This window comes from Gammaproteobacteria bacterium, assembly GCA_024235095.1.
Taxonomy (GTDB): Bacteria; Pseudomonadota; Gammaproteobacteria; order Competibacterales; family Competibacteraceae; genus UBA2383.
Genome location: JACKNC010000001.1, coordinates 1,563,105 through 1,586,338, shown reverse-complemented (window position 1 = coordinate 1,586,338; position 23,234 = coordinate 1,563,105). Strand labels below are relative to the sequence as shown.

Below are 23,234 nucleotides of genomic sequence, written 5' to 3'. Positions count from 1 at the left end.
TTAATGCCCGGCACCGCGCACCGGCAGGCGGCGCTCCAGTTCGCTCACCACTAAGGACAGGCTGATGGTCAGTGTCAGGTACAGCGCGGCGACCATGAACCAGAGTTCAAAAGTCATGAAAGTGTCGGCGATCAGATTACGCCCCTCAGTGGTCAGATCGGCCACAGCGATTACGCTGACCAGGGCGGAATGCTTGATCAGCGACACGGCCAAGCCGGTCAGCGGCGGCAGCACCAGACGGATGGCCTGGGGCAGAATGACCAGGCGGTAAACGGCAGGGGACGACAACCCGAGCGCGCGGGCGGCTTCCCACTGGCCTTTGGGAATCGCCTCGATGCCGGCGCGGAAAATTTCCGCAGCGAAAGCGCCCTCGAAAATCGCTAGGGCCAGCACCGCCGCCACGAAACGATCCAGGTCCAAAATAGGCGCGAGAACGAAATAAACCAGGTAAAGCTGCACGAGCAGGGGGGTGTTGCGCACGATTTCAACATAGATGCGCGCCACAGCGTGGGCCGCCCAAGAGGAGGAGCGTTGCAGCAACGCCGCCGCCAAACCGAAAATCAGAGTCAGCAGCAAACTCCAGCCGGTTAGTTCCAGCGTCACGCCCAGTCCGCGCAAGAGGGGGCCGGGGTAAAACACGCCCTCCTCGATGCGGTAGAGGTATTGCGGAATCCGGTACCATTGCCAGTTGTAATGCAGGGCGCTCGCGCCTTCAACGAGAAGCCAGCCTAATCCCAGCAAGACGGCCAGGAAGGCCAGCGCATCGAATGCCAAACGCCCGTAGCGCCGACGGCGTCGCCAACGGGAAGTCGTGGTTGCTTTCATGATGCGCAAGCATAGCGATCCTGGCCGCGGATGTCATTCCGAGTGCTCCGCCAACAGGTCACTTAAATCTCCGCTGGTTTTACGCAAGTTTTGACTGAGGAAATAGGCGATCTTGAAAATGATCTGCAACGCTAGGCGCGGATGGTCTTCCGACAGTTTCTTAAACAGCGCATCGTCGATAATCAGCAATTCACTCTCTTCTCTAGCGATGGCTTTCGCCGAGCGGGGCTGATGGTCAATCAAGGACATCTCGCCATAGGTTCTGCCGGGCCGCAGAGTAGCGATTAATTTGTTTTTCTTATAAATTTCAATGCAGCCTTTGATCAAAATACCCATGGAACCGCCCGGACCGCCTTCATCGAACAGGAGCAATCCTGCGTCGATCGAACAGGGTTTAAAATAGTTACCCATCAACAGCATTTGTTGCCAGGAAAAATCCTTTGCCCAAGACGTAGCGTCGAGCATTTCAGCGACTTTTTGCGAGGAGTGTTCCAGACGGGTCAAATTCAACGTATTCGAAGCGGCTGCCATCAGCATAGCCTCCTTTATCAAATCCAGCGTGCTACCGGCATCCACACGTTGGGCACTCTGGCCAGCGTCGCACATTGATGGTCCGCCACTCCATGTGCAGTGCGTCCAGCAATAGCAGGCGGCCATCGAGCGGTTCGCCAAGCTGCGTCAAAACCTTGATGGCCTCGGTCGCCTGGATGCTGCCGATGATGCCGACGACTGGAGCGAGGATGCCGGTTTGGGCGCAGGTTTCCGGCTCCACAGCAGCCTCCCGATACAAACAATGATAGCAGGCGTTCTCTCCGCCTGGTCGCCAGACCAGCACCTGTCCCTCCAGCCGGATCGCAGCGCCGGTTACCAGCGGTGTTCCGGTTTGGACGCAAGCAGTGTTAATGGCCAGTCGCGCCGACCGATTGTCGCAGGCATCGATGACCACATCCGCCCCCCACGCCTGTTCCAGCAATTCCTTTTCACCCAGCGCCCGCGCCAGGGTCTCAACTTCGATGAGCGGGTTAAGCGCCCGCAGGGTGTCCCGCGCGGATTCAACCTTGAGTCGACCGATGTCTGTTGTGCAGTGAATGATCTGTCGTTGCAGATTGGACAGATCGACCGTGTCGAAATCAACCAGGGTCAAGCGGCCCACGCCAGCGGCAGCCAGGTACATCGCGACTGGCGATCCCAAGCCGCCCAGACCAATAATTAGCGCATGAGAGTCGCGCAAGCGTTCCTGACCGGCAATATCGAATTCCGGTAGCAAAATTTGCCGGCTGTAGCGTAGAAGCTCTTGATCGGTCATGGGATGCGGGGCGCAGTAAGGGAAGGTTGCTCAGAAAATGATTGTAGTGAGTCCCGGTAAGAATTGAATCCCATGATGGCCGGTAAATTGCTAAACTTGCCGCCCATGCTCACCCTTCGCCAACTCTCCCTGCAACGCGGCGGCAAGCCGCTGTTCGATCACGTCTCGTTGACCGTCCATCCTGGTTGGAAAGTCGGCGTGGTCGGCCCCAATGGCTGTGGCAAATCCAGTCTGTTCGCCCTGTTGCGCGACGAATTGCATCCCGATACTGGCGATCTCGACCTGCCGGCCCGCTGGACGATTGCCCATGTCGCCCAGGAAACCCCGGCGTTGCCCACTCCAGCGCTGGAGTATGTGCTGGATGGCGATGCCGAACTGCGCCGGATTGAACAGGATATCCAGGTCGCCGAAGCGGCTCACAACGGAACGCACCAGGCGGAGTTGCACGCCCGTTTTGATGCGATTGGCGGTTACAGCGCCCGCGCTCGCGCCGGCAAGCTGATGGCGGGACTGGGTTTTTCCGCGGAACAACTGGAGCGACCGGTCGCGGAATTTTCCGGCGGCTGGCGGGTGCGCTTGAACCTGGCGCGGGCGCTGATGTGCCGCTCCGATCTATTGTTGCTGGACGAACCGACGAATCATCTCGATCTGGACGCGGTGCTGTGGCTGGAGCAATGGCTGCGCGCCTACCCCGGCACGTTGCTGCTCATCTCCCATGACCGCGATGTGCTGGACAACGTCGCCGATCACATTGTCCATATCGATCAACAGCGCGTAACCTTGTATCCAGGCAACTACGCCGACTTCGAGGAACAACGCGCCGCCCGATTGGCGCTGCAACAGGCGGCGTATGAGAAGCAGCAGCGGGAAATCGCCCATCTGGAAAGTTTCATCACCCGCTTCCGCGCCAAGGCGACCAAAGCGCGGCAGGCGCAAAGTCGTGTGAAAGCTCTGGAGCGCATGGAGCGCATCGCCGCCGCTCACGTCGATTCACCCTTTCAATTCCAGTTCGCGCCGCCGGAACGATTGCCGAATCCCTTGCTGACGGTTGAAAACGTGGCGGCAGGTTACGACGGACGGCCCGTAGTGGAGCGGGTTCATCTGGTGATCGGTTCCGGCGCGCGGATCGGGTTACTCGGTCACAACGGCGCTGGCAAATCCACATTGATCAAACTGCTGGCTGGCATACTGTCCCCACTAGCCGGGCGGATGGAAACCGGCCAGGGGCTGATGATCGGTTACTTCGCCCAGCATCAACTGGAGCAACTGCGACCGGACTGGAGTCCGCTGCGGCATTTACAGCAACTCGACGCGCGGACCAGCGATCAGGACTTGCGCAATTTCCTCGGCGGCTTCGGTTTTGCCGGCGACCGGGCGCTGGAAGCAGTCGCGCCCTTTTCCGGCGGGGAAAAAGCCCGCCTGGCGCTGGCCTTGCTCATCTGGCAACGGCCCAATCTGCTGTTGCTGGACGAGCCGACCAATCACCTCGATCTGGAAATGCGTCACGCCCTGACGCTGGCCTTGCAGGATTATCAGGGCGCGCTGATCGTGGTTTCGCATGACCGCCATTTGCTGCGCACCGTGACGGATGAATTCCTGCTGGTTGCGAACGGCGGAGCGCAACCGTTCAACGGCGATCTGGAGGATTATCGGGACTGGTTGAATGCCCAACAGCGTGCGGTCCAGCGCGATGCGACTGCGAGCAATGCCAGCGCCGGGATTAGCGCAGTAGAGCGCCGCGAACAGAAGCGCCAGGATGCGGAGCGTCGTCAGCAACTGGCGATTAAACGCAAGCCGCTGGATCAGCAAATCCGCACGCTTGAACAGCGCATGGATCGGTTGCACCAGGAACAGAAAACCCTGGATATGGCTCTCGCCGATCCGGCTAGTTACGAGGAAGTCAATAAGAACCGGCTCAAGGAATGGCTGTTGCGCAAGGGTGAAGTAGATCGAGAGCTGGCAGCGCTGGAAACGGAATGGCTGGAGGTTCAGGAAGCGATTGATGCGCTTGTTATTGATCTTACTTAACTATGTTATCGAAGAATATTACTGAACCAGCGCCCAGACCAGAGGAGTTTCGGAAAATTCAAGGGTATTTGAAGACGCTGTAGCCTCTTAACGGCATTACTCTGTCCGCTCCGATTCCTGCGCGCGGCGGCGGGCGCGCAACCGCCGCGTTAGATACAGGACCGGACCCGATAACCCATAAATCAGGAAGCCGAGAAACAGCACCTTGGGCGGATCGATCGAAGTGAACACGAAGATCAGCACCACCAGCAGCGCCGTCATAAATGGCATGCGCCCGCGCAAATCGAACTGCTTGAAGCTGAAATAAAGAATATTGCTGAACATGAGCGCGCCCGCGCCAATGGTAACGATCAGCGCAGGCCATCGCATGTGCGGACCGTCCAGTCCCAGGTCGGTGCAGAACCAGACCATCCCCGCCATGATCGCCGCCGCCGAAGGACTGGGTAGGCCAATAAAGTAGCGTTTGTCGGTGCTGCCCAGTTGCACATTGAACCGGGCCAGTCGTAACGCCGCCATGACCGTGTAGAAAAACGCCGCCAGCCAGCCGAGTTTGGCCAGGAAACCGCCCATGTCCGCCATGGAGCCGAGCGCCCATTCATACATGATCAACGCGGGCGCCAAGCCAAAGGACACCAGGTCGGCCATGCTGTCATACTGTGCGCCAAACTCGCTTTCGGTATGGGTCATGCGCGCCACCCGCCCGTCCAATCCGTCCAGGATCATAGCTACGAATACGGCGATGGCGGCGACTTCAAAGCGTCCCCGCAAAGCGGCAATGATCGCGTAGAAGCCACAGAACAGCGCGGCGGTCGTGAACAGATTGGGCAGCAGATAGACGCCGCGCGAACGGCGCGCTTGCGGGGACTCTTCGTTCACTGGTTAATTCTTGCTGGTATCCACCAGCCGATTGGCTTTAATCCACGGCATCATGCCGCGCAACTTTTCGCCGACCTGCTCAATCTGATGCTCGCGGCTGATGCGGCGGTTGGCCTTCAACACCGGCGCACCGGCCTGGTTTTCCAGAATGAATTCGCGGGCAAACTGGCCGGTCTGGATTTCCTTGAGAATCCGGCGCATTTCCGCTTTGGTGTCCTCGGTCACAATGCGCGGCCCGCGCGTGAGATCGCCATATTCCGCTGTGTTGGAGATCGAGTAGCGCATATTGGCGATGCCGCCCTCGTAGATTAAATCCACGATCAGCTTCACTTCGTGCAGGCACTCGAAATAGGCCATTTCCGGCGCGTAACCGGCTTCCACCAGCGTTTCAAATCCGGCTTGAATCAGCGAGGTCAAACCACCGCACAGCACCACCTGTTCGCCGAACAGATCGGTCTCGCATTCCTCGCGGAAGCTGGTTTCAATCACGCCGGCGCGACCGCCGCCATTCGCTGAAGCATAGGACAGCGCAATGTCGCGGGCCTGACCGGAAGCGTCCTGCGCCACGGCAATCAGCGAGGGAACGCCGCCGCCCTGCGTATAAGTGGAGCGAACCAGATGACCCGGTCCCTTGGGAGCGATCATGATCACGTCGAGATCGGCGCGTGGCATCACTGCGCCAAAATGAATATTGAAACCGTGGGCGAAGGCCAGCGCTGCGCCCTGCTTCAACTTAGGTTCGATCTGCCGATAGATGGCGCCCTGATGCTCGTCAGGCGCGAGGATCATTATTACATCTGCAGCGGCGGCGGCCTCTTCAACGGGTTTAACCGTTAATCCAGCGTTCTCAGCTTTGACGGCGGAGGTAGAACCCGGACGTAACCCAACGATCACGTTCACGCCGGAGTCGCGCAGGTTGAGCGCATGGGCGTGGCCTTGAGAACCATAACCAATGATCGCAACGGTTTTAGCCTTGATTAAGGACAGGTCGGCGTCTTTGTCGTAATAAACCTTCATTTTTGATGATACCTTCAGGTTGGCTGGCGGGCAGCGCTCAGGAGAAAATCCAATGCGCCCAGGAGTTCGGGCAGGGCATCGATGGAAAAGCTTTCGCGATTTTTGGTAAAGAGATTTTCGGTTAATTGACCAAATTCCCAGTATTTGCCATCCGTGACAATCCCATACACAGTGCTTATAGAATCATTATTCAATTTCTGCATGGCCACCAGTTCGGCCAAGCATTGTCCCCAGCCCTGTTCGAAGTCGCTCTTTTTGGCCTCGACCACGGCGAGCAGTGGAAATTCCAGCACCGTTTTGCCCAAGGGTGAACGCTTGGCAAACAGGTAATCGGGCGTCCCATTGAGTTTTTCATCATAAGCAATCGGTTTTTGAATCCACAGTTCCATTTCCGTGGAAAGCTTTTTATAAGCCTCCCGCAAAACTGGAAAGATCAACAGTTCGCAACGGGCGGCTTCCGACGAAAAGGCGTCCATCGTGTTGATGTTGAAATCGAACTCAACCAGGAACGTGTCGGCTGGAGGAAGCAGATTTTTTTCAATAAAAACCCCTTCAGCGTATTTAATCTGATATTCCCGCTGCACTTGGGCCAGTGTTTTATAATCGCTGAAAGACATGTTTTTTACATCTGTTTCACTCAGGCCATTTCAGTCGCCATCGCCGCCAGGATGCCGACGATTTTGCCGACTTGGCTGATATGGTATTCCTGCTGATCAATATAAACAGCGCCCTGTTCATATTTCAAAAATTTCCAGATGTTGCCAATCGTCACAGCGCCATAGAGTCTTTCAATGGGTTGCGCGGCTTGTTCATTAAATAAACGGGCAGCGATCATTTCCGCGATACATTGACCGATGCCACTGGGTATATTCTCGTTTTTAGCTTCCACAATCGTAATGATCGGCGCTTTCAGGAAAAATTGTTCAGATGATTGACTGACAATGAAATCGCAATATCCATTCAAACCTTTCTCTTTATCCACATCCAGATTGATACCGGAAAACAGGCTAATTTTGCCATTTAATATTCTTTTCAGTTCAACTAAAACTTCGGCAATGATGAACTCTGAGCGGGCTTTTTCGGTGTTGATCGCTAACGCCAAAGGAACCTTCAGCTCAAGATTTTGCTTGAGAATATTGCTGATTTCGATTTCAAGAATGGAAGAAAATAAATCCTGATCTTCAACCATCTTTAACGCAAAGCTTTGTTGAATTTTTTCGAGAGTAAAGTCACTGTAAGACATCTACTTTTCCTTTAAGCTTATCGATATCGGCGAATGACTTGAAATCAACGACAGGGGCCGATTGCGGCCCCTGTCAAAGCAACAAAGCGTGAGAAATACCCTGAATTAAACGTGCAGCGCCTTCTGCCCTCGCGCAATACCCGTTGCGCCGGAGCGCACTACTTCCAGAATGGCGTCCTTCTCAACCGCGTTCAGGAAGTTGTCCAGTTTCCCACCGGTACCAGTCAACTCGATGGTATAGGTCGACTCGGTCACGTCGAGAATGTGTCCGCCGAAAATTTCCGACAGGCGCATCATCTCGGCGCGCTGCTCGCCAATCGCTTTAGTCTTGATCAGCATCAACTCCCGCTCGATGGAATCGGTCTCGCTCAGGTCGATCAACTTGACTACATCAATCAGCTTGTTGAGCTGTTTGACAATCTGCTCGATGATCTGCTCATTGCCGGAAGTGACCAAGGTCAGCCGCGACAGGGTCGGGTCATCGGTCGGGGCGACGGTCAGACTTTCAATGTTATAGCCGCGCGCCGAGAACAGATTGGCCACCCGCGACAACGCGCCGGCCTCGTTTTCCATCAAAATGGAAATCACATGACGATTGCTATTATTGCTCACACCAGCACCATCCCTTCTTCATGAGTCGAAACCATCTCGTCGCGCTCGGCCAGCAGCATCTCGTTCTGGCCGCCGCCCGAGGGAATCATCGGGAACACGTTCTCGCTTTGATCGGTAATAAAATCCAGGAACACTGTGCGATCCTTCATGGCGAACGCCTCGCGCAACGCGCCTTCCACATCGCCCGGTTTCTCGATGCGCATCCCGACATGGCCATACGCTTCGGCCAGCATGACAAAATTCGGCAGCGCTTCCAGATAAGTCATGCTATAGCGCTTCTGGTAGAAAAACTCCTGCCACTGCCGCACCATGCCGAGATAGCCGTTATTCAGATTCACAATCTTGACCGGCGTGTAGTACTGCTTCATGGTCGACAATTCCTGCAACATCATCTGGATGCTGCCATCGCCGGTCACGCAGGCCACATCCTGATCAGGAAACGCCAGTTTGGCGCCCATCGCCGCCGGCAAGCCAAAACCCATGGTGCCGAGACCGCCGGAATTGATCCATTGGCGCGGCCGGTCAAAATGATAATACTGCGCTGCCCACATCTGATGCTGGCCGACATCCGAAGTAATAATCGCTTTGCCTTCAGTGACCTGATACAACTTCTCGATCACGTACTGCGGCTTGATCACTTCATCGCTCTGGCGATAGCTCAACGACTTCATCGCCCGCCACTCGTCGATCTGTCGCCACCAGTGCTCCAATGCCTTGGCGTCAGGCTTGAGCTTCTCGTCGCGGATCACGCTGATCATGGCCCGCAACACATTCGGCACCGAGCCGACGATGGGAATATCGACCAGTACATTCTTGGAAATCGACGACGGATCAATATCGACGTGAACGATTTTGGCCTCCGGGCAGAACCGGTCGATCTTACCGGTCACTCGGTCGTCAAAACGCGCGCCAATGGCGATCAACACGTCGCAATGATGCATCGCCATGTTGGCTTCATATGTGCCATGCATCCCTAGCATACCGATGAACTGCTGGTCGGTGGCTGGATAAGCGCCCAGCCCCATCAGGGTGTTGGTGATCGGGTAACCGAGCAGTTGGGCGAGTTCCACCAATTCCGTGGAGCCTTCGCTCAGAATGACGCCACCGCCGCTGTAGATCATCGGTTGCTTGGCGGACAGGATCAAATCCACCGCTTTGCGTATTTGCCCGGCGTGACCCTTGATCGTCGGATTGTACGAACGCAACTTGACTTTCTTGGGATAATGAAACTCGGCCTTGCCGATAGTGATGTCCTTTGGCAGGTCGACCAATACCGGGCCAGGACGGCCAGTGCTGGCGATATAAAAGGCTTTCTTAACGGTTTCCGCCAGATTTTTGATGTCCCGGACCAGGAAGTTATGCTTGACGCAGGGCCGGGTGATGCCGACCGCATCGACTTCCTGGAAGGCGTCGTTACCGATCAGGGCGGTAGGCACCTGACCGGAGAAGATCACCAGCGGAATAGAATCCATGTAAGCGTCGGCGATGCCGGTGACGGCATTGGTGACGCCGGGGCCGGATGTGACCAGCACCACGCCGGTCTTGCCGCTGGCGCGGGCATAGCCCTCGGCGGCGTGGACCGCGGCCTGTTCATGGCGGACCAGGACATGCTTGATTTTTTCCTGGGCGTACAGGGCGTCGTAGATATGCAGGACAGCACCGCCCGGATAGCCAAACATGCATTCAACGCCTTCTTCGTGAAGGCAGCGGACCAGAATTTCAGCGCCAGTGATCGGTTCCACGGGGTGGACTCCTCATAATGCAGGGTTAATTTAAACTTGCTAGTCAACAAGATACACCTTTGCCAAGGTACAGGGCGTCATGGCGTGGTCTCAAGGTGGCTGCCGGGGTCGCGACTGGGCGGGATCGCCGCCGTGCGGTAGGGGTATCCCCAGCGGGCGCAACCCGCCGTGAACCGTCAAGTACACGTCAAGCGCGGGCCTTGCGGACTCGCTATACTACACAAGTTTATTTTCCAGCAAAATCCCGTCGGATTATTGGAGAATGCTCGCAAGGCGTTAACCGCCCCGGCGTGGCGACCGCCTTCCCAAAATTTCAACGTGATGGGAGATTTTGTGATGTTGAAACGAACACTGTTATGCATGGTGCTGATGGGTGGTTGCGGACTAATGACCGGCGCCCAGGCTCAGCAATTCATTTATAAGTGGATGGACGACCAGGGCCAGCCACAATATTCCGAGTTGCCGCCGCCGACTGGCGTCCCCTACGAAACGGTGCGTAAACCCGGCGGCGCGGTGTCTGGGGCCGAGGCTGGCCGCGACCTGACCAAGGAGCAGGAGGAACTGGCCCGGAAATTGGCCGAGGAGGAGGCCAAGACTCAGGAACAACAGGAACAGGCGAAAAAAGAAGCGGAAGATCAACGCGCCAAAAACTGCGAAATCGCCAAGAAAAATGTAGAAGTCCTGCAAGGCGACCGGCCGGTCGTGAGAGCCGACGCCAAGGGTAACAAGGTGACTCTGAGCGCTGAGGAGCGCGCAACAGAGTTGCAGAAAGCCCAAAAAGACCAGGATTATTTCTGCAATCCCTGATATTTCGTTTTACAAGGTCGATGATTCATGCGCGTATCCCGTTTTCCGCTATTTACTATCAAAGAAACCCCGGCTGACGCCGAGGTCGTCAGCCATCAGCTCATGTTACGGGCCGGTCTGATCCGCAAGCTGGCTGCGGGCATTTACACCTGGCTGCCGCTGGGTCTGCGTGTGTTGCGCAAGGCCGAGGCGGTGGTGCGGGAGGAGATGAACCGTGCCGGCGCTCTGGAATTGTCCATGCCCGCCGTGCAGCCGGCGGAGCTGTGGCAGGAATCGGGTCGTTGGCAAAAATACGGTCCCGAGTTGTTACGAATCAAGGATCGCCATGAGCGCGACTTTTGCTTCGGGCCGACGCACGAGGAAGTGATCACCGATCTGTTCCGCCGCGAGATCAAAAGTTACCGGCAGTTGCCGGTCAATTATTACCAGATTCAGACCAAATTCCGTGATGAGGTTCGCCCCCGCTTCGGCGTGATGCGGGCGCGTGAGTTTCTGATGAAGGATGCTTATTCCTTCCACATCGACCAGACCTCGTTGCAGGAAACTTACGAGGCCATGTATCAGGCGTATTCGCGCATCTTCAGTCGGCTCGATCTCAAATTCCGCGCGGTGTTGGCCGACACGGGCAGCATCGGCGGCGCGCGCTCCCACGAATTTCATGTCCTGGCCGATTCCGGCGAGGACGCCATTGCCTTTTCCACGAGCAGCGATTATGCCGCTAATGTCGAAATGGCCGAGGCGCTGGCGCCTCCAGACGGGCGACCCGCATCGAAAGAAACGCTGACCCAAGTTCGCACGCCCGGCATTAAAACCATTGCCGAATTGTGCGCCTTCCTCGAAATTTCCGCTGAACGCACAGTAAAAGCGGTCATCGTGGATGGGGAGGATGGGCAACCCGTTTTGCTGCTGGTGCGCGGCGATCATGAGGTGAATTTGATCAAGGCGGGAAAACTGCCGCAAGTGAAAGAACCGCCGGCCTTTGCAAGCCCCGAAGCGATTCACGCGGCGTTTGGCGCGCATCCTGGCTCGCTGGGACCGGTCGGGTTTGCTGGAACGGTCATTGCCGACCGCACCGTCGCCAACATGGCGGATTTCGTCACCGGCGCCAATCAGGACGACTGGCATGTAACGGGGGTCAACTTTGGCCGTGATTGTCTCGAGCCGCTGGTCGCCGATATTCGCAATGTGGTCGAAGGCGATCCCAGTCCGGACGGGCAGGGCGCACTGGCCGTTGCCCGGGGTATCGAGGTCGGTCATGTTTTCCAACTCGGTTGCAAATACAGCGCGGCTATGAAGGCCGAAGTATTGGGTGAAAATGGCGAACCGGTAACCGTGACCATGGGTTGCTACGGGATCGGCGTATCGCGAGTGGTCGCAGCGGCCATTGAACAGAATCACGATGAGCGCGGCATTATCTGGCCAGCGGCGATGGCGCCGTTTGAAGTTGCGGTACTGCCTATTGGCGCGAACCGTTCTGTCGTGGTGCGCGAGGCCGCCGAGGCGCTGTATCAGGAATTGCTGGCCGCCGGTATCGACGTTTTACTGGATGATCGCGACGCCCGGCCCGGCGTGATGTTTGCTGACATGGAGTTGATCGGCATTCCGCATCGGGTGGTGATCAGCGAGCGCAATCTGAAGGCGGGACAGGTGGAATATCGTGGCCGGCGTGATGCGGAAAGCATACAGGTTGCGCGGGAGACGCTAGTGGCATGGCTGCGGGGACGGTCTCCCGGGCGTTAAAGCACACGATGTAATGAGAAGACCTGTTAGCGGCGCTTGCTCAAGGCAGAAAATCAGCGCTGGGAACTCGAGCGTCAATTGGAAAACCCAGAAAGCGTGGCTGGGGAAATCGTGGCCTTCGCCAACATTGGCACTGATATTCCCCGACTGATCATCCGACTGTCGCGCCTGTTGTCGGGACGGGAACCGGAATTTGCATTAGCAGGAGAAGAATTGCGGGTTAGACTCTGGGTGAAAAAGGAGTGAAACAGGCCAATTGTCTAGCGATAATCTCACTTTCCTATACCCGATTGAAATTAAAATTAAAATTGAAAGATCGAGCTATAGAATGGCTTGTTTTTCAATGGGGGGTAGAAAAAATGCGATTTATAATTAGCAAGATAAGGTCATTTAACGTCGGAACAAAACTGGCGTTGCTGGTTCCGCTGGTCATTTCCCTGGTATTTACTGTTCCCGCCTGGCTGATTTCGGTCTCGACCACGATGCTGATCGAGGAACAGGCGCTTGCCGAGATAAAAACGAAAATCGACGGGTTACTGGATATGGTCGCTACTGCCGTGGAAGGATTCAAAACGGAAACCGACTACGCCTTGCAGCTGTTTGCGCAAAACTTTCCCGATCCCTTTATCCTCGATTCCTCCGCCACGGTCGACATTGCCGGTCGCCCTACACCCGTGCTGAAAAGCGGCGATCAGCCGATTAACCTGGACTTCTCGATGCCGGATGCCTTTACTCGACAAACCGGCGGGGTCGCTACAGTCTTCGTCAGGCAAGGCGATGATTTCATCCGCATCAGTACTTCACTGAAGAAGGAAAACGGCGAACGAGCTATCGGCACTCTCCTCGATCGTCAGCACCCTGGCTACCAACAACTTCTCAAAGGTCAATCTTATCACGGGATCGCGACGCTGTTTAACCGGGAATACATGACCAAGTATCAGCCGATTCAGGGAGAAAATGGCGCAGTGATCGGCGTATTGTTTGTGGGCGTCGATATTAGCGCGCCGTTGAGAACCCGTATCAAAGACCGAATCAAGGCGCTCAAAATCGGCGAAACCGGCTACTACTACGTCATCGACGCCAAACCCGGTAAAGATTATGGCCGGTTTGTTCTGCACCCTACTCAGGAGGGAGTAAATTTATTGGAGTCCGGGAATGACCCTGTTGCAGAGACGATCAAACAGGTGCTTCAAAAACAGCGCGGCGTCATCCGCTACTCCCGAATCGACGCAAAAGCGGGGGGAACAGCGCCTCGTGAAAAAATCGCGGTATTCGATTTCACCAGCAGCCTGGAGTGGATTATCACGGGCAGCGCTTTCGTCGACGAGATCACCCACGCGGCCAACGCCAAGTCTCGCCAACTGGCTTGGCTTGGACTTTTTACGGTTATTGTCACTACGCTCTTCCTTTACTTGGCGATTCGCCATCTAGTGGGCTGACACAGAAGTTTTGACAGGTTCAGAGGTTTCTAGGTCCACCGGGGTTTCAGAAGATTTCAAGGGAGGATAGAGGCGCTTGAGTTTGACCCGGGCCAAGTCGGTGCCGAACTGCCAGTGGATTTTGGTCTGACGTAGGTTGCGTGGGCCTTGCCAAGCGGCGATTTCCTTCCGCAAAGTTTCGAGGTTCGCAATGCGGCGATTCAAACACTGGCCGGCGAGAACAGCGAACTCACATTCCGCCATATTGAGCCAACTGCCATGCTTGGGGGTGTAATGAAATTCGAGCTTGCGGGTGATCCGGCGGGCTTCCTCTGGAGAAAAGACACTATACAAGGCCGCAGGAGTGTGGGTATTGAGGTTATCCACGACCAACCGGATTCGCTCCGCCTTCGGAAAGTACACATCAACGAGTTGCTGCATTTGCTGGGCAAAATCGCGTTTGGTGCGCTGTTTCGTGACATTAACATGACGCCACCCGCGCAAGGGTTGTACGAATAGAAATAAATTGGCGGTGCCTTCGCGTTTGTATTCACAGTCATAGCGCGCCGGTTGACCCGGGCGGGCGGGTTGAGGACAGCGGGTTTCGCTGGTCAATTGCACCGGACTTTCATCGAAGCACACTTGGGGGTATTGAGGATCATCGGGTTCGGCGTACAGGTCCAACACATCCTCCATATGCCAAACATAATCGGGACTGACACTGGGAATACACCATTCTTGACGTTGCCAGGGTTTGAGGTCGTTTTTTTAAGGATGCGCCGCACACTCTCACGGGAAATGGCTTCGATGGGCCGGAGTTCCATGAAGCGGTCCGCTAACAATTGGAGAGTCCACTGACAACGGCCAGCGGGCGGGGTACTACAGGCCAAGGCGACCAGAAAGGCGGCCTGTTTGCCGGTCAAGGCCGGGGGCAAACCGACTCGTGGCCGCTCGCTTAACGCCGCCAGCAACCCTTCGTCGACAAACCGTTGACGGGTACGATGAACGGTCGAAATCCCCAAGTGAAGGCTTTGGGCAATGGCCTCATCCGTCGCCCCTTCCGCAGCCTGCAGCAACACATGGGCACGGGCAACCTTGCGCGCCGCTGCCTTGCCTTTATGAATGACCTTCAGCAGGTCTTCCCGCTCCTCTTCAGTTAGATCAACCAGATACTTGTGGGCCATGGTGATTCCTCCTGTTGATCTCAACCATAGGGCACCCACCGCTACCTGTCAAAACTTCTGTGTCAGCCCACTAGTTAGTAAACCTCTGAAAATCGCCATGGAGGCGGCTCACTGTCTGGCCCAAGGCGAGTTGCAGGCCCCCCTGCATCACCAACGAACGGATGAGATTGGTCGCCTTCTGGAGGCCGTCCGGGAGATTGCCAGCAATCTGACTGACATGGCGACGCAAATCCGCGAAACGGCTTCCTCCATGCATAGCGTCATTGAAGAGATTACCAAAAATCATCAACAACTGACCCACCATGCCGAAGAACAGGCTTCCGCACTGGCAGAGACCGCTTCTACGCTGGAACAACTGACCGCTACCGTCAAACAGAATGCTGACCATGCGCAACAGGCCGATTCGCTGGCCGCCGGCGCTCGCGCCCAGGCGGAACAAGGAGGTCAGGTGGTGGGTCAAGCCGTTGCCGCTATGACCGAAATCAATACCGCCAGCCGCAGAGTGGCGGATATCATCGGCGTCATTGATGAGATTGCTTTCCAAACCAATCTTCTTGCATTGAATGCAGCCGTGGAAGCGGCGCGCGCCGGAGAGCATGGGCGGGGTTTTGCCGTAGTGGCTGGAGAGGTGCGCAAACTGGCGCAGCGCAGCGCCGAAGCCGCCAAGGAAATCAAAACGCTGATTCAGGATAGTGTCGCCAAGGTCGCTGAGGGAGAACGCTTTGTCAATGAATCCGGTAGGACCCTGAACGAGATTGTCCTTGCGACGCAGAAAGTTAACAGTATCGTGGCGGAAATTGCTTCCGCCAACCGACAACAGACTATTGGCATCGAGCAGGTGAGTCAGGCGGTAGCGAAAGTGGATGGCATGGTTCAACAAAACGTCACCTTGGCCAGTCAAGCAACGGCATCGGGGGAAATCGTCAATACCCAAGCCAAGGAATTGAATGAATTAATGAAGTTTTTTAAGATTGAAAGTTAAAGGTTTTTTTATCAGGAGACCCCAACAATGCCATCGAAAGATGAACAGGATATGCTCAAACGCCTACGTGAGTTGGAGGAGGAAAACGCGCGACTGCGCAGCGCAACGAAACCTGCAAAACCTACAGTCACTGAAACCGAATATAAGGGTCATCCCACGCTCACCTTTGAGGGCGCGTTTCGTCCGTTCAGCCTGGGGTTGAAAAAGCTGCTGGTGATCCGTGAGGTTTGGCCTGATGTGGAAGCCTTTCTGGAGCGACATAGCGAGAGCAACGCCAAACCGACCGACGATCATTAAGGCTCGCCCTTGCACGACTTCATTCCCCTGACCCTCGCCATCATTCTGCTGGCGGGCGTTGGCGCGCAATGGCTGGCCTGGGCGCTGGGTCTGCCCGCTATTCTTCCTCTGCTGGCCGCCGGTCTGCTCGCAGGCCCCGTCACCGGCTGGCTGCATCCCGATCAACTGTTCGGCGATTTGCTGTTCCCGATGGTCTCGCTGGGCGTCGCGGTGATTCTGTTTGAAGGCGCGCTGACTTTGCGTTTCAAGGAGATCCGCGGTCGCGCCCGCATGGTGCGCAATCTGGTCACGTTCGGCGCACTGGTCAATGGCCTGCTGATCGCCCTCGCCACCCGGCTGTGCATGGATCTGCCCTGGTCGCTGGCCCTGCTGTTTGGCGCGCTGGTCACGGTTACGGGACCGACCGTGGTCGCGCCCCTGTTGCGCAGCGTTCGCCCCCAGCGGGAGATTGCCAGCATCCTGCGCTGGGAAGGCATTCTGATCGATCCGATTGGCGCGCTACTGGCCGTGCTGGTATTCGAATTCACCGTGTCCGAACAGCATCAGCACACCGTCTTGATGTTCGGCGTGACCGTGACTGCCGGCATCCTCCTGGGTCTGGCCGGTGCATGGCTGCTGGCGACGCTGATGCGCCGACAGTTGTTGCCCGAATACCTGCATCGGGTCGCCAGTCTGGCTCTGGTGCTCAGTGTGTTCGCTTTTTCCAACGCGCTCGCCGCCGAATCCGGCTTGCTGGCGGTGACCGTCATGGGTATGCGGCTGGCGAACACCCCCGATCTGCTCATCGAGGACATTCTGGACTTCAAGGAGACCCTGACCCTGCTCCTAATTTCAGTACTGTTCATCGTGCTGGCGGCGCGAATCGATCTGAATGCTTTTGCGGGGGTCGGCTGGAGCGCCGTGGGCGTACTGTTGGCTATTCTGTTCATTGCTCGGCCAGTCGCCATCTGGCTGGCAGGCATTGGCTCCAGCCTGAATTGGCGACAAAAGGCCGTGCTGGCCTGGATTGCGCCACGCGGCATTGTCGCCGCCGCCGTCTCCGCGCTGTTTGCGCTGCAACTGGAACGCCTGGGCTATGATGAGGCGCGAACCCTGGCGGCGCTGACTTTTCTGGTGATTCTGGTCACGGTGATCCTGCAGAGCCTGACCGCCCGGATCGTGGTGCAGAAACTGGGCGTGGCTGCGCCGCCGCCGCATGGCGTGCTCATCGCCGGCAGCAATCCGGTCTCGCGCGCCGTGGCCCGGACACTCCATCAACGCGAGATTCCGGTGATTCTGGCCGATCCCGTTTGGCAGAACCTCCGCTCCCCCCGCATGGATGGAATACCGGTTTATCACGGCAACATCCTGTCCGAACATGCTGATACTTATCTGGACCTCGACAGCATCGGCACGCTGTTAGCCATGTCAGTGTGGATGGAGCGCAATACGCTGGTCAGTCTGTATTACCGCCCGCTGTTCGGCGCGGATCATATCTACAGTCTGCGCCTGGACGAGGAGCGGGACAGCATCAACCGTAACCAGGTGGTCCTGTCCTATCGCACGGCCCGGCTCTTTGGCGAACAGGTCACTTACGCCCGCATTCATGATCGGCTGGCGCAGGGTCACGCGATCCGCGCCACGCCGCTCACCGCGAGTTTTGATTTCGCTGCCTTCCGCGACAAATGGGGCGAGGAAGCCATTCCCCTATTTGCACTCGATCCCAAGGGAATGTTGCGGGTGTTTTCGACTCGGGAGACCCCGCACCTGGATGCAGGTTGGACGCTCATCAGTCTATTGCCGCCGACCGAACCGGCGAAGGGGGCGGAGAACAATGCTTAGAGATTGTGCGAAATCAATTCCGCCGCCTTCTCGCCGATTACCATAGTCGAAGCATTCGTATTGCCGCCGATCAGTGTGGGCATGATCGAGGCGTCCGCCACCCGCAAACCGCTTAACCCATGGACGCGAAGCCGGTCATCCACCACCGCCAGGGGGTCATGACCCATTTTGCAAGTGCCGACCGGGTGATAAATGGTTTCGGCCCGGCGGCGAATGAACTCGCGAAGCTCATCGTCACTTTGCACCGCCTCACCGGGAAACAGTTCTTCACCCCGGTAGCCGTCGAACGCGCGCGCCGCCAGAATGTTCCGGCAGGTCTTCACACCAGCCAGCAGGGTTTCCAGGTCATCGGGGTGGCTGAGATAACGCGGTTGCAGTAAAGGCGGATCGCGCGGGTCAGCGCTTCTAAGGGTCAGGACGCCGCGACTCTTGGGCCGCAGGTCGCAAACGTGCAGCGAATAACCGTAGCCATGCCAGATGCGCCGGCCATGATCGTCGAGAATGGTTGAGGTCAGGTGATATTGCAGGTTGGGGATGGGCAACGCCGGATCGGATTTGACGAAACCGCCCGCTTCGGCCAGATTGCTGGTCAGGAAGCCGCGCCGACACATCTGGTATTCAATAATGCTTTTGAATACCTGTGGCAGAAACGACAAGGCAAAGCCATAGGAAGCCCGGCGGCGATCGCGCTGGGCGACGACCACATCCAGGTGATCCTGTAAATTTTGCCCGACGCCGGGCAATTCATGCACCAGCGGGATGCTATGCCGCTCCAGTTCCGCGCGCGGTCCAACCCCGGACAACAAGAGCAGTTGCGGCGAATTAATCGCCCCACCGGACAGAATCACCTCGCGCCGCGCCGGCAATTCCACCGTTTTTCCCGCCGGGTCCAGATAGGCCACGCCCACTGCCCGCCGACCCTCGAACAGCACCCGACTGGCCAGCGCATGAGTCATCACCGTCAAATTGCGACGCTGGCGAACCGGATGCAGGTAAGCGCGGGCGCTGCTGCACCGTTGGCCATTTTTCTGGGTGACCTGATAGAAACCGATGCCTTCCTGCTCGGCGCCATTGAAATCGTCGCTGAGCGGATAGCCGACCTCGGCGGCGGCGCGGATGAAAACCTGGCTGATTTCGCTGTGCTGACGTAAATCGGCGACGTTGAGCGGGCCACCGACGCCATGATAGTCGGACGAGCCGCGTTCCTGATGCTGATTGCGCTTGAACAGCGGCAACAGGTCGGCGTAACTCCAGCCGGAATTGCCCAGTTCCGCCCAGTAGTCGTAATCCCGAGGATGACCACGGGTATACACCATGGCGTTAATGGAACTGCTGCCGCCCAGGGTCTTGCCGCGTGGCCAGAACAGCCGACGGTTATACAATTCGGACTGCGGCTCAGTCTGGTAGCGCCAGTTTAAGGTCCGGCTGCGCATGGTGAAGAAGATACCCACCGGCAGGTGAATCCACGGGCTGCTATCCTCGGGACCTGCTTCCAGCAAACAAACCTGCCGGTTTGGATCGGCAGACAGGCGATGAGCCAACACACAGCCCGCCGAACCCGCGCCCACAATAATATTGTCGTACATTAACCCGCACCTTCTTTCATCGCCACTGAGTGCAAGGCTAATAACTTTAGCGAGGCGGGGCTTGTCGGAAATGGCAACGATTTGTCGGAACTGGCTAATGGCGGATGAGAGAACTACACTTTTTCAATGTTCCGAAAAATCATCCCAAGAAAGGCAATGCGTTGAACAAGTTGTATGTTTGGCAAAATCGCGGCTTTTTCATGGGCCGCTTGCCCGATATTTCCGAACACCGGCTTGGTTCGGCGGCGCTGTGCGTGGGCATCGACCGACCCTTCCAGGTGCTGGAAAGCGAAAGCCATGGCTGGCGGGAATGCCGCAGCGTCCTGGTTCCGCCGGGTTGTCTGCACGCAATCCAGGTCGGTGGCGCCCTTATGGCGATTCTGTTCATCGAACCGGAGAGTCCCGACTATCCGGCGATTCAAAACGCCATGCTCGATGGCGAGTGGCAATGTCTGTATGAACTGACGCATGAGCAGGAAGTGCTGACCGCATTGAGCACAGCCTGGGAGCAACAGCCGGACGCTGCTGTGATTCATGATTTGCTGGACCGGTTGATTCCTCCGCCGAATCCGGAGAATCGTCCACAACCACTGGATGCGCGGATTCAGAAAGTCATTCAGTTAATGAAAGAGGATTTAACCCGCAGCTACTCAATGAACGAACTGGCCGAGTACATCAACCTGTCGCCAACCCGACTGGTGCATCTGTTCAAGGAAGAAGTGGGAGTGCCGATTCGCCGCTTTCGGCAATGGCACCGAATGCGTGTGGTGGCAGCGCTGGTTTCCAAAAACCTGACCCTAACCGACGCGGCGCTAGATGCCGGATTTGCCGATTCTTCGCATTTCAGCCGGGCGTTCCGCAACATGTTCGGCATCACGCCGTCCTCGGTGTTTGGCCGCGCCGCTAATGTTCAGATTGAACTTGCTTGATTGGGCGCAAGATGCTTACGCTTATCGACAGTCATAATCATTTCGACGAGGCCAGTTTCGATCCTGATCGAGAGGCGGCTTACTATCGGGCGCGAGATGCGGGCGTAGGCGCGCAGGTGCTGGCGGCGGTCAGCGCCCGTCTATGGCCCAAGCTCAAGGCCGTGACAAAACAATATCCTGGACTGTATCCCTGTTATGGCCTGCATCCTGCTTATCTGGCGGAACATCGACCGGAGCATCTGGACGCGCTGGCGAACTGGCTGCATCGGGAACGGCCGGTAGCCATTGGCGAATGTGGGCTAGATTATTACCTGCCTGATCTCGATCCGAATGCTCAAGCCGAGTTTTTTTCCGAACAACTGCGATTGGCTCGTCGTCACGATTTGCCTGTCGTGATCCATGCCCGTCATGCGGTGGATCAGGTCATCAAGTTTCTACGGCGCTTTTCCGGAGTGCGCGGCATGGTGCATAGCTTTTCCGGGAGTGAGGATCAAGCAGGGCGGCTGCTGGATATGGGTATCCTGCTCAGTTTTGGCGGTCCGTTGACCTATCCGCGCGCCACCCGTCTGCGCAATCTGATCCGCTATTTGCCTTTGGATGGTTTCATGTTAGAGACTGATGCCCCGGATCAGCCGTTGAGTAACCATCGCGGCGAGCGCAATGAACCGGCGTTTATGGCCGAGGTGCTTAATTGCATTGCCGAATTGCGCGGCGCTGATCCCGTCGAAATCGCCGCCGCGACGACGGAAAACGCCCGCCGCTTATTTCGGTTGCCCGATGCCCTACCCGCAGGCGCGCACTGAAATCCTGATCGGCGCTAAAGGGCTGGCCCGGTTGCGCACGGCGCGGGTGCTGATAGCTGGGCTGGGTGGAGTCGGAGGCCATGTCGCTGAGGCGCTGGGCCGGGCCGGGATTGGTCGGCTGACTTTGCTGGATCATGATGTAGTCTCGCCATCTAATCTCAATCGCCAGTTGCTGGCGCTACATTCGACGCTGGGCCGACCGAAGATTGAAGTCATGGCCGAGCGATTGCGCGATATTGACCCGACGTTGGAATTGACGCTGATTGGGGAATTTCTACAACCGGATGGGGCGGAGTCCCTGGTGTCCGCTACTACCTTCGACGTAACCGTTCAGTCCCCCCCTTTGGCAAAGGGGGGTGAGGGGGGATTTGGGTCCCGTCATCTTGGCGAAATCCCCCCCGCCCCCCTTTTTTCAAAGGGGGGAGGTGAATGCTTACCCTTCGATTACGTTGCTGATTGCATCGACAGCATCGCTTGCAAAGCGGCTTTGGTCGCGGCCTGTCATCGCCACGGCGTACCAGTGGTTTCCGCACTGGGAGCGGGTAATTGTCTGGATGTCCGTCGGGTGCAGGTAGCAACGTTGAACCAAACGCACGTTTGCCCACTGGCCCGCGAATTGCGTCGTCAGTTACGGGAACGAGGCGCGCCACTGAATTACCCAGTGGTTTACAGCGATGAACTGCGCCGTCCGCCCTTGCCACATCAACCGGTTAGCAGCGATACGCCCGGTCGGCCACGAGCGGTGAATGGCACGATTTCCTATATGCCAGCGCTGTTTGGCGTGATGCTGGCGGGAGTGGTGATTCAGCGGTTATTGGCTGGGGTGGAATCCGTTGGCTGAATGAGTTAGCCAACCATACAAATTCGTGATTACTGCTGCGACCGGTTCAATACCAAACTGTTCCCGCAGCGCGGTTGCGCCGGCCTGACCGAGTTTTGTTCGCTTTACCGAATCGTTTTGCAATGCCCGCAACGCTGCCGCCAGCGCTTGTGCATCCCCAACGGGAACCTTTAAGCCCTGTCCGGCCTGGTCTACCACCCAGCCGACGCCAGAACCGGAAATGTCGCTGACCACCACTGGTTTACCAAAACGCATGGCTTCCAGCAGCACTAACCCAAAAGCTTCGGTACGCTCCAACGATGGCAGGCACAACACATCGCAGGTGGCTAGTAGGGCGTTGAGATCCGCTTCGGACTGAAAACCGGGTAAGCGCACGCTTTCATTGAGGCTCAGCGACTGAATCAACGCTTCCAGCCGGTTGCGCTGTTCGCCGGTTCCGACAATGAGCGCCTGGGTATTCGGTAGGTCAGCAGCGGCTTGAATAAGAATATCGTGGCCTTTGTAATAAGTCAGGCGGCCAATAGCCAGCACTCTGAATCTGCGGTAACCCTCGCTTTCACAGCCCCATGCTGCTTCCGCGCACTCCAGCACAACCGGATCGGGATCAGGGATACGCGCTGGGTCGAGACCCAATGGGACGACATGACAACGCTCGCGCCACGGGGCCAGCGCGGCGCTGGCGGCAAGATAGGTTGGGGAAGTGGCGATGATCGCCCGACTAGCAGCCAATAGACGTTGCTCGAATGGCCGATATAGTCGATAGGCTATGGCTAATCGTCGATCAAGCGTCGAAGCGACGACATCGGCATGCCAGTGAATCACCCAGGGCAAACGCCGGGCAGCAGGAAGCATCAGCGCCCAAAAGGCGGAGGTATTGGGTAAATGCAAATGCAGCAGGTCCGGTTGAAATTCCTGGATGGCGCGACTTAACCAGAAGAGAAAGGTCGGACTGACGGGAGCGTAAAGCAATCGTCCGTAACTGGGAGCGCGGTAGATCGGCGGGTGATCGGTCGCGACCGGGCGTTGGCCTCCCCGGCGGGGTTGCTCGTCATGCACCAGCGCTGCTGCCGTAACCCCTTGTTGTTGCAAAGCGGGTAGCAGATCGGCCAGGAAATGTTCAATGCCGCCGGCGAAGGGCGGGTAGTATTTGCCGATGTGCAGGACGCGGATATTCTTG

General features: G+C 57.0%; 22 protein-coding genes and 1 pseudogene. 11 read left to right on the top strand and 12 right to left on the bottom strand.

Going from position 1 to position 23,234, the window contains the following annotated elements; translation table 11 throughout:
* From H6973_07030 to moeB, 3 genes are read right to left on the bottom strand one after another with little or no spacing between them, the layout of a single operon-like run.
* The gene (locus tag H6973_07030; GenBank protein ID MCP5125382.1) at positions 1 to 825 is read right to left on the bottom strand and encodes an amino acid ABC transporter permease; all 825 of its coding nucleotides are present in this window, start codon (positions 823 to 825) and stop codon (positions 1 to 3) included.
* Positions 826 to 858: 33 nt separating this feature from the next.
* Positions 859 to 1,356: a cyclic nucleotide-binding domain-containing protein gene (locus tag H6973_07025; GenBank protein MCP5125381.1), complete on the bottom strand. Its 498-nt coding sequence runs from the start codon at positions 1,354 to 1,356 to the stop codon at positions 859 to 861.
* 31 nt (positions 1,357 to 1,387) lie between these two features.
* Complete coding sequence (gene moeB, locus H6973_07020; GenBank protein ID MCP5125380.1) at positions 1,388 to 2,131, bottom strand: molybdopterin-synthase adenylyltransferase MoeB; 744 nt, start codon at positions 2,129 to 2,131, stop codon at positions 1,388 to 1,390.
* Positions 2,132 to 2,236: 105 nt separating this feature from the next.
* On the opposite strand from moeB, the gene H6973_07015 reads away from it, so the two are divergent.
* A complete protein-coding gene (locus tag H6973_07015) occupies positions 2,237 to 4,159 on the top strand; it encodes an ATP-binding cassette domain-containing protein (protein ID MCP5125379.1) in 1,923 nt (640 codons plus the stop codon).
* Between the two features lie 96 nt (positions 4,160 to 4,255).
* On the opposite strand, the gene pssA is transcribed toward H6973_07015, so the two are convergent.
* The 6 genes from pssA to ilvB all read right to left on the bottom strand — a co-directional run bounded on the left by pssA (position 4,256) and on the right by ilvB (position 9,649).
* Positions 4,256 to 5,035, bottom strand: a complete 780-nt coding sequence (pssA, locus tag H6973_07010; protein MCP5125378.1) for a CDP-diacylglycerol--serine O-phosphatidyltransferase — start codon at positions 5,033 to 5,035, stop codon at positions 4,256 to 4,258.
* Between the two features lie 3 nt (positions 5,036 to 5,038).
* Positions 5,039 to 6,052 (bottom strand): ketol-acid reductoisomerase, encoded by a 1,014-nt coding sequence (ilvC, locus tag H6973_07005; GenBank protein ID MCP5125377.1) that lies wholly within the window; start codon positions 6,050 to 6,052, stop codon positions 5,039 to 5,041.
* Positions 6,053 to 6,066: 14 nt separating this feature from the next.
* Entirely contained in the window at positions 6,067 to 6,669 is a 603-nt protein-coding gene (locus H6973_07000) for a hypothetical protein (GenBank protein ID MCP5125376.1), read from the bottom strand.
* Between the two features lie 20 nt (positions 6,670 to 6,689).
* The gene (locus tag H6973_06995; GenBank protein ID MCP5125375.1) at positions 6,690 to 7,295 is read right to left on the bottom strand and encodes a hypothetical protein; all 606 of its coding nucleotides are present in this window, start codon (positions 7,293 to 7,295) and stop codon (positions 6,690 to 6,692) included.
* A 105-nt stretch (positions 7,296 to 7,400) separates the two neighbouring features.
* Entirely contained in the window at positions 7,401 to 7,907 is a 507-nt protein-coding gene (gene ilvN / locus H6973_06990; GenBank protein ID MCP5125374.1) for an acetolactate synthase small subunit, read from the bottom strand.
* Positions 7,904 to 9,649, bottom strand: a complete 1,746-nt coding sequence (gene ilvB, locus H6973_06985) for a biosynthetic-type acetolactate synthase large subunit (protein MCP5125373.1) — start codon at positions 9,647 to 9,649, stop codon at positions 7,904 to 7,906. Before ilvB ends, ilvN begins: the two co-directional genes overlap by 4 nt.
* 336 nt (positions 9,650 to 9,985) lie before the next feature.
* Between ilvB and H6973_06980 the strand changes: the two genes are divergently transcribed.
* From H6973_06980 to H6973_06965, 4 genes are all read left to right on the top strand, one after another.
* Positions 9,986 to 10,456, top strand: a complete 471-nt coding sequence (locus H6973_06980) for a DUF4124 domain-containing protein (protein MCP5125372.1) — start codon at positions 9,986 to 9,988, stop codon at positions 10,454 to 10,456.
* 27 nt (positions 10,457 to 10,483) lie between these two features.
* Positions 10,484 to 12,196, top strand: coding sequence for a proline--tRNA ligase (locus H6973_06975; protein MCP5125371.1), 1,713 nt, complete (start codon positions 10,484 to 10,486; stop codon positions 12,194 to 12,196).
* Positions 12,197 to 12,292: 96 nt separating this feature from the next.
* Complete coding sequence (locus H6973_06970; GenBank protein ID MCP5125370.1) at positions 12,293 to 12,442, top strand: hypothetical protein; 150 nt, start codon at positions 12,293 to 12,295, stop codon at positions 12,440 to 12,442.
* A 113-nt stretch (positions 12,443 to 12,555) separates the two neighbouring features.
* Positions 12,556 to 13,635, top strand: a complete 1,080-nt coding sequence (locus tag H6973_06965; GenBank protein MCP5125369.1) for a Cache 3/Cache 2 fusion domain-containing protein — start codon at positions 12,556 to 12,558, stop codon at positions 13,633 to 13,635.
* Here the strand turns inward: H6973_06965 and H6973_06960 are convergent.
* A pseudogene (locus H6973_06960) lies at positions 13,624 to 14,798 on the bottom strand (IS630 family transposase). The gene H6973_06965 and the pseudogene H6973_06960 overlap by 12 nt on opposite strands.
* On the opposite strand from H6973_06960, the gene H6973_06955 reads away from it, so the two are divergent.
* From H6973_06955 to H6973_06945, 3 genes are read left to right on the top strand one after another with little or no spacing between them, the layout of a single operon-like run.
* The gene (locus H6973_06955) at positions 14,737 to 15,780 is read left to right on the top strand and encodes a hypothetical protein (protein ID MCP5125368.1); all 1,044 of its coding nucleotides are present in this window, start codon (positions 14,737 to 14,739) and stop codon (positions 15,778 to 15,780) included. The pseudogene H6973_06960 and the gene H6973_06955 sit on opposite strands and share 62 nt — an antisense overlap.
* 27 nt (positions 15,781 to 15,807) lie before the next feature.
* Positions 15,808 to 16,077: a hypothetical protein gene (locus tag H6973_06950; GenBank protein ID MCP5125367.1), complete on the top strand. Its 270-nt coding sequence runs from the start codon at positions 15,808 to 15,810 to the stop codon at positions 16,075 to 16,077.
* A gap of 21 nt (positions 16,078 to 16,098) precedes the next feature.
* Entirely contained in the window at positions 16,099 to 17,898 is a 1,800-nt protein-coding gene (locus H6973_06945; protein MCP5125366.1) for a sodium:proton antiporter, read from the top strand.
* Here H6973_06945 and H6973_06940 read toward each other — a convergent pair.
* Positions 17,895 to 19,484 carry a choline dehydrogenase gene (locus H6973_06940; GenBank protein ID MCP5125365.1) on the bottom strand — a complete coding sequence of 530 codons (1,590 nt, stop codon included), beginning with the start codon at positions 19,482 to 19,484 and terminating at the stop codon, positions 17,895 to 17,897. The two genes, H6973_06945 and H6973_06940, sit on opposite strands and share 4 nt — an antisense overlap.
* A gap of 161 nt (positions 19,485 to 19,645) precedes the next feature.
* On the opposite strand from H6973_06940, the gene H6973_06935 reads away from it, so the two are divergent.
* From H6973_06935 to H6973_06925, 3 genes are read left to right on the top strand one after another with little or no spacing between them, the layout of a single operon-like run.
* Entirely contained in the window at positions 19,646 to 20,413 is a 768-nt protein-coding gene (locus tag H6973_06935; protein ID MCP5125364.1) for a helix-turn-helix transcriptional regulator, read from the top strand.
* 11 nt (positions 20,414 to 20,424) lie between these two features.
* The gene (locus H6973_06930) at positions 20,425 to 21,216 is read left to right on the top strand and encodes a TatD family hydrolase (protein ID MCP5125363.1); all 792 of its coding nucleotides are present in this window, start codon (positions 20,425 to 20,427) and stop codon (positions 21,214 to 21,216) included.
* The gene (locus H6973_06925) at positions 21,191 to 22,057 is read left to right on the top strand and encodes a tRNA threonylcarbamoyladenosine dehydratase (GenBank protein MCP5125362.1); all 867 of its coding nucleotides are present in this window, start codon (positions 21,191 to 21,193) and stop codon (positions 22,055 to 22,057) included. Before H6973_06930 ends, H6973_06925 begins: the two co-directional genes overlap by 26 nt.
* On the opposite strand, the gene H6973_06920 is transcribed toward H6973_06925, so the two are convergent.
* Positions 22,028 to 23,227 carry a glycosyltransferase gene (locus tag H6973_06920; GenBank protein MCP5125361.1) on the bottom strand — a complete coding sequence of 400 codons (1,200 nt, stop codon included), beginning with the start codon at positions 23,225 to 23,227 and terminating at the stop codon, positions 22,028 to 22,030. The genes H6973_06925 and H6973_06920 overlap by 30 nt on opposite strands.
* Positions 23,228 to 23,234 lie beyond the last annotated feature (7 nt).

Bases quoted from the DNA above. Each gene is read 5' to 3' on its own strand.
- ilvC (MCP5125377.1), bottom strand. From the start codon at position 6,052: ATGAAGGTTTATTACGACAAAGACGCCGACCTGTCCTTAATCAAGGCT.
- H6973_06950 (MCP5125367.1), top strand. From the start codon at position 15,808: ATGCCATCGAAAGATGAACAGGATATGCTCAAACGCCTACGTGAGTTG.
- H6973_07025 (MCP5125381.1), bottom strand. From the start codon at position 1,356: ATGGCAGCCGCTTCGAATACGTTGAATTTGACCCGTCTGGAACACTCC.
- H6973_06955 (MCP5125368.1), top strand. From the start codon at position 14,737: ATGACCTTCAGCAGGTCTTCCCGCTCCTCTTCAGTTAGATCAACCAGA.
- H6973_06965 (MCP5125369.1), top strand. From the start codon at position 12,556: ATGCGATTTATAATTAGCAAGATAAGGTCATTTAACGTCGGAACAAAA.
- H6973_06980 (MCP5125372.1), top strand. From the start codon at position 9,986: ATGTTGAAACGAACACTGTTATGCATGGTGCTGATGGGTGGTTGCGGA.
- H6973_07015 (MCP5125379.1), top strand. From the start codon at position 2,237: ATGCTCACCCTTCGCCAACTCTCCCTGCAACGCGGCGGCAAGCCGCTG.
- H6973_06995 (MCP5125375.1), bottom strand. From the start codon at position 7,295: ATGTCTTACAGTGACTTTACTCTCGAAAAAATTCAACAAAGCTTTGCG.
- H6973_07000 (MCP5125376.1), bottom strand. From the start codon at position 6,669: ATGTCTTTCAGCGATTATAAAACACTGGCCCAAGTGCAGCGGGAATAT.
- H6973_06940 (MCP5125365.1), bottom strand. From the start codon at position 19,484: ATGTACGACAATATTATTGTGGGCGCGGGTTCGGCGGGCTGTGTGTTG.
- H6973_06975 (MCP5125371.1), top strand. From the start codon at position 10,484: ATGCGCGTATCCCGTTTTCCGCTATTTACTATCAAAGAAACCCCGGCT.
- H6973_07030 (MCP5125382.1), bottom strand. From the start codon at position 825: ATGAAAGCAACCACGACTTCCCGTTGGCGACGCCGTCGGCGCTACGGG.
- H6973_06930 (MCP5125363.1), top strand. From the start codon at position 20,425: ATGCTTACGCTTATCGACAGTCATAATCATTTCGACGAGGCCAGTTTC.
- moeB (MCP5125380.1), bottom strand. From the start codon at position 2,131: ATGACCGATCAAGAGCTTCTACGCTACAGCCGGCAAATTTTGCTACCG.
- H6973_06925 (MCP5125362.1), top strand. From the start codon at position 21,191: ATGCCCTACCCGCAGGCGCGCACTGAAATCCTGATCGGCGCTAAAGGG.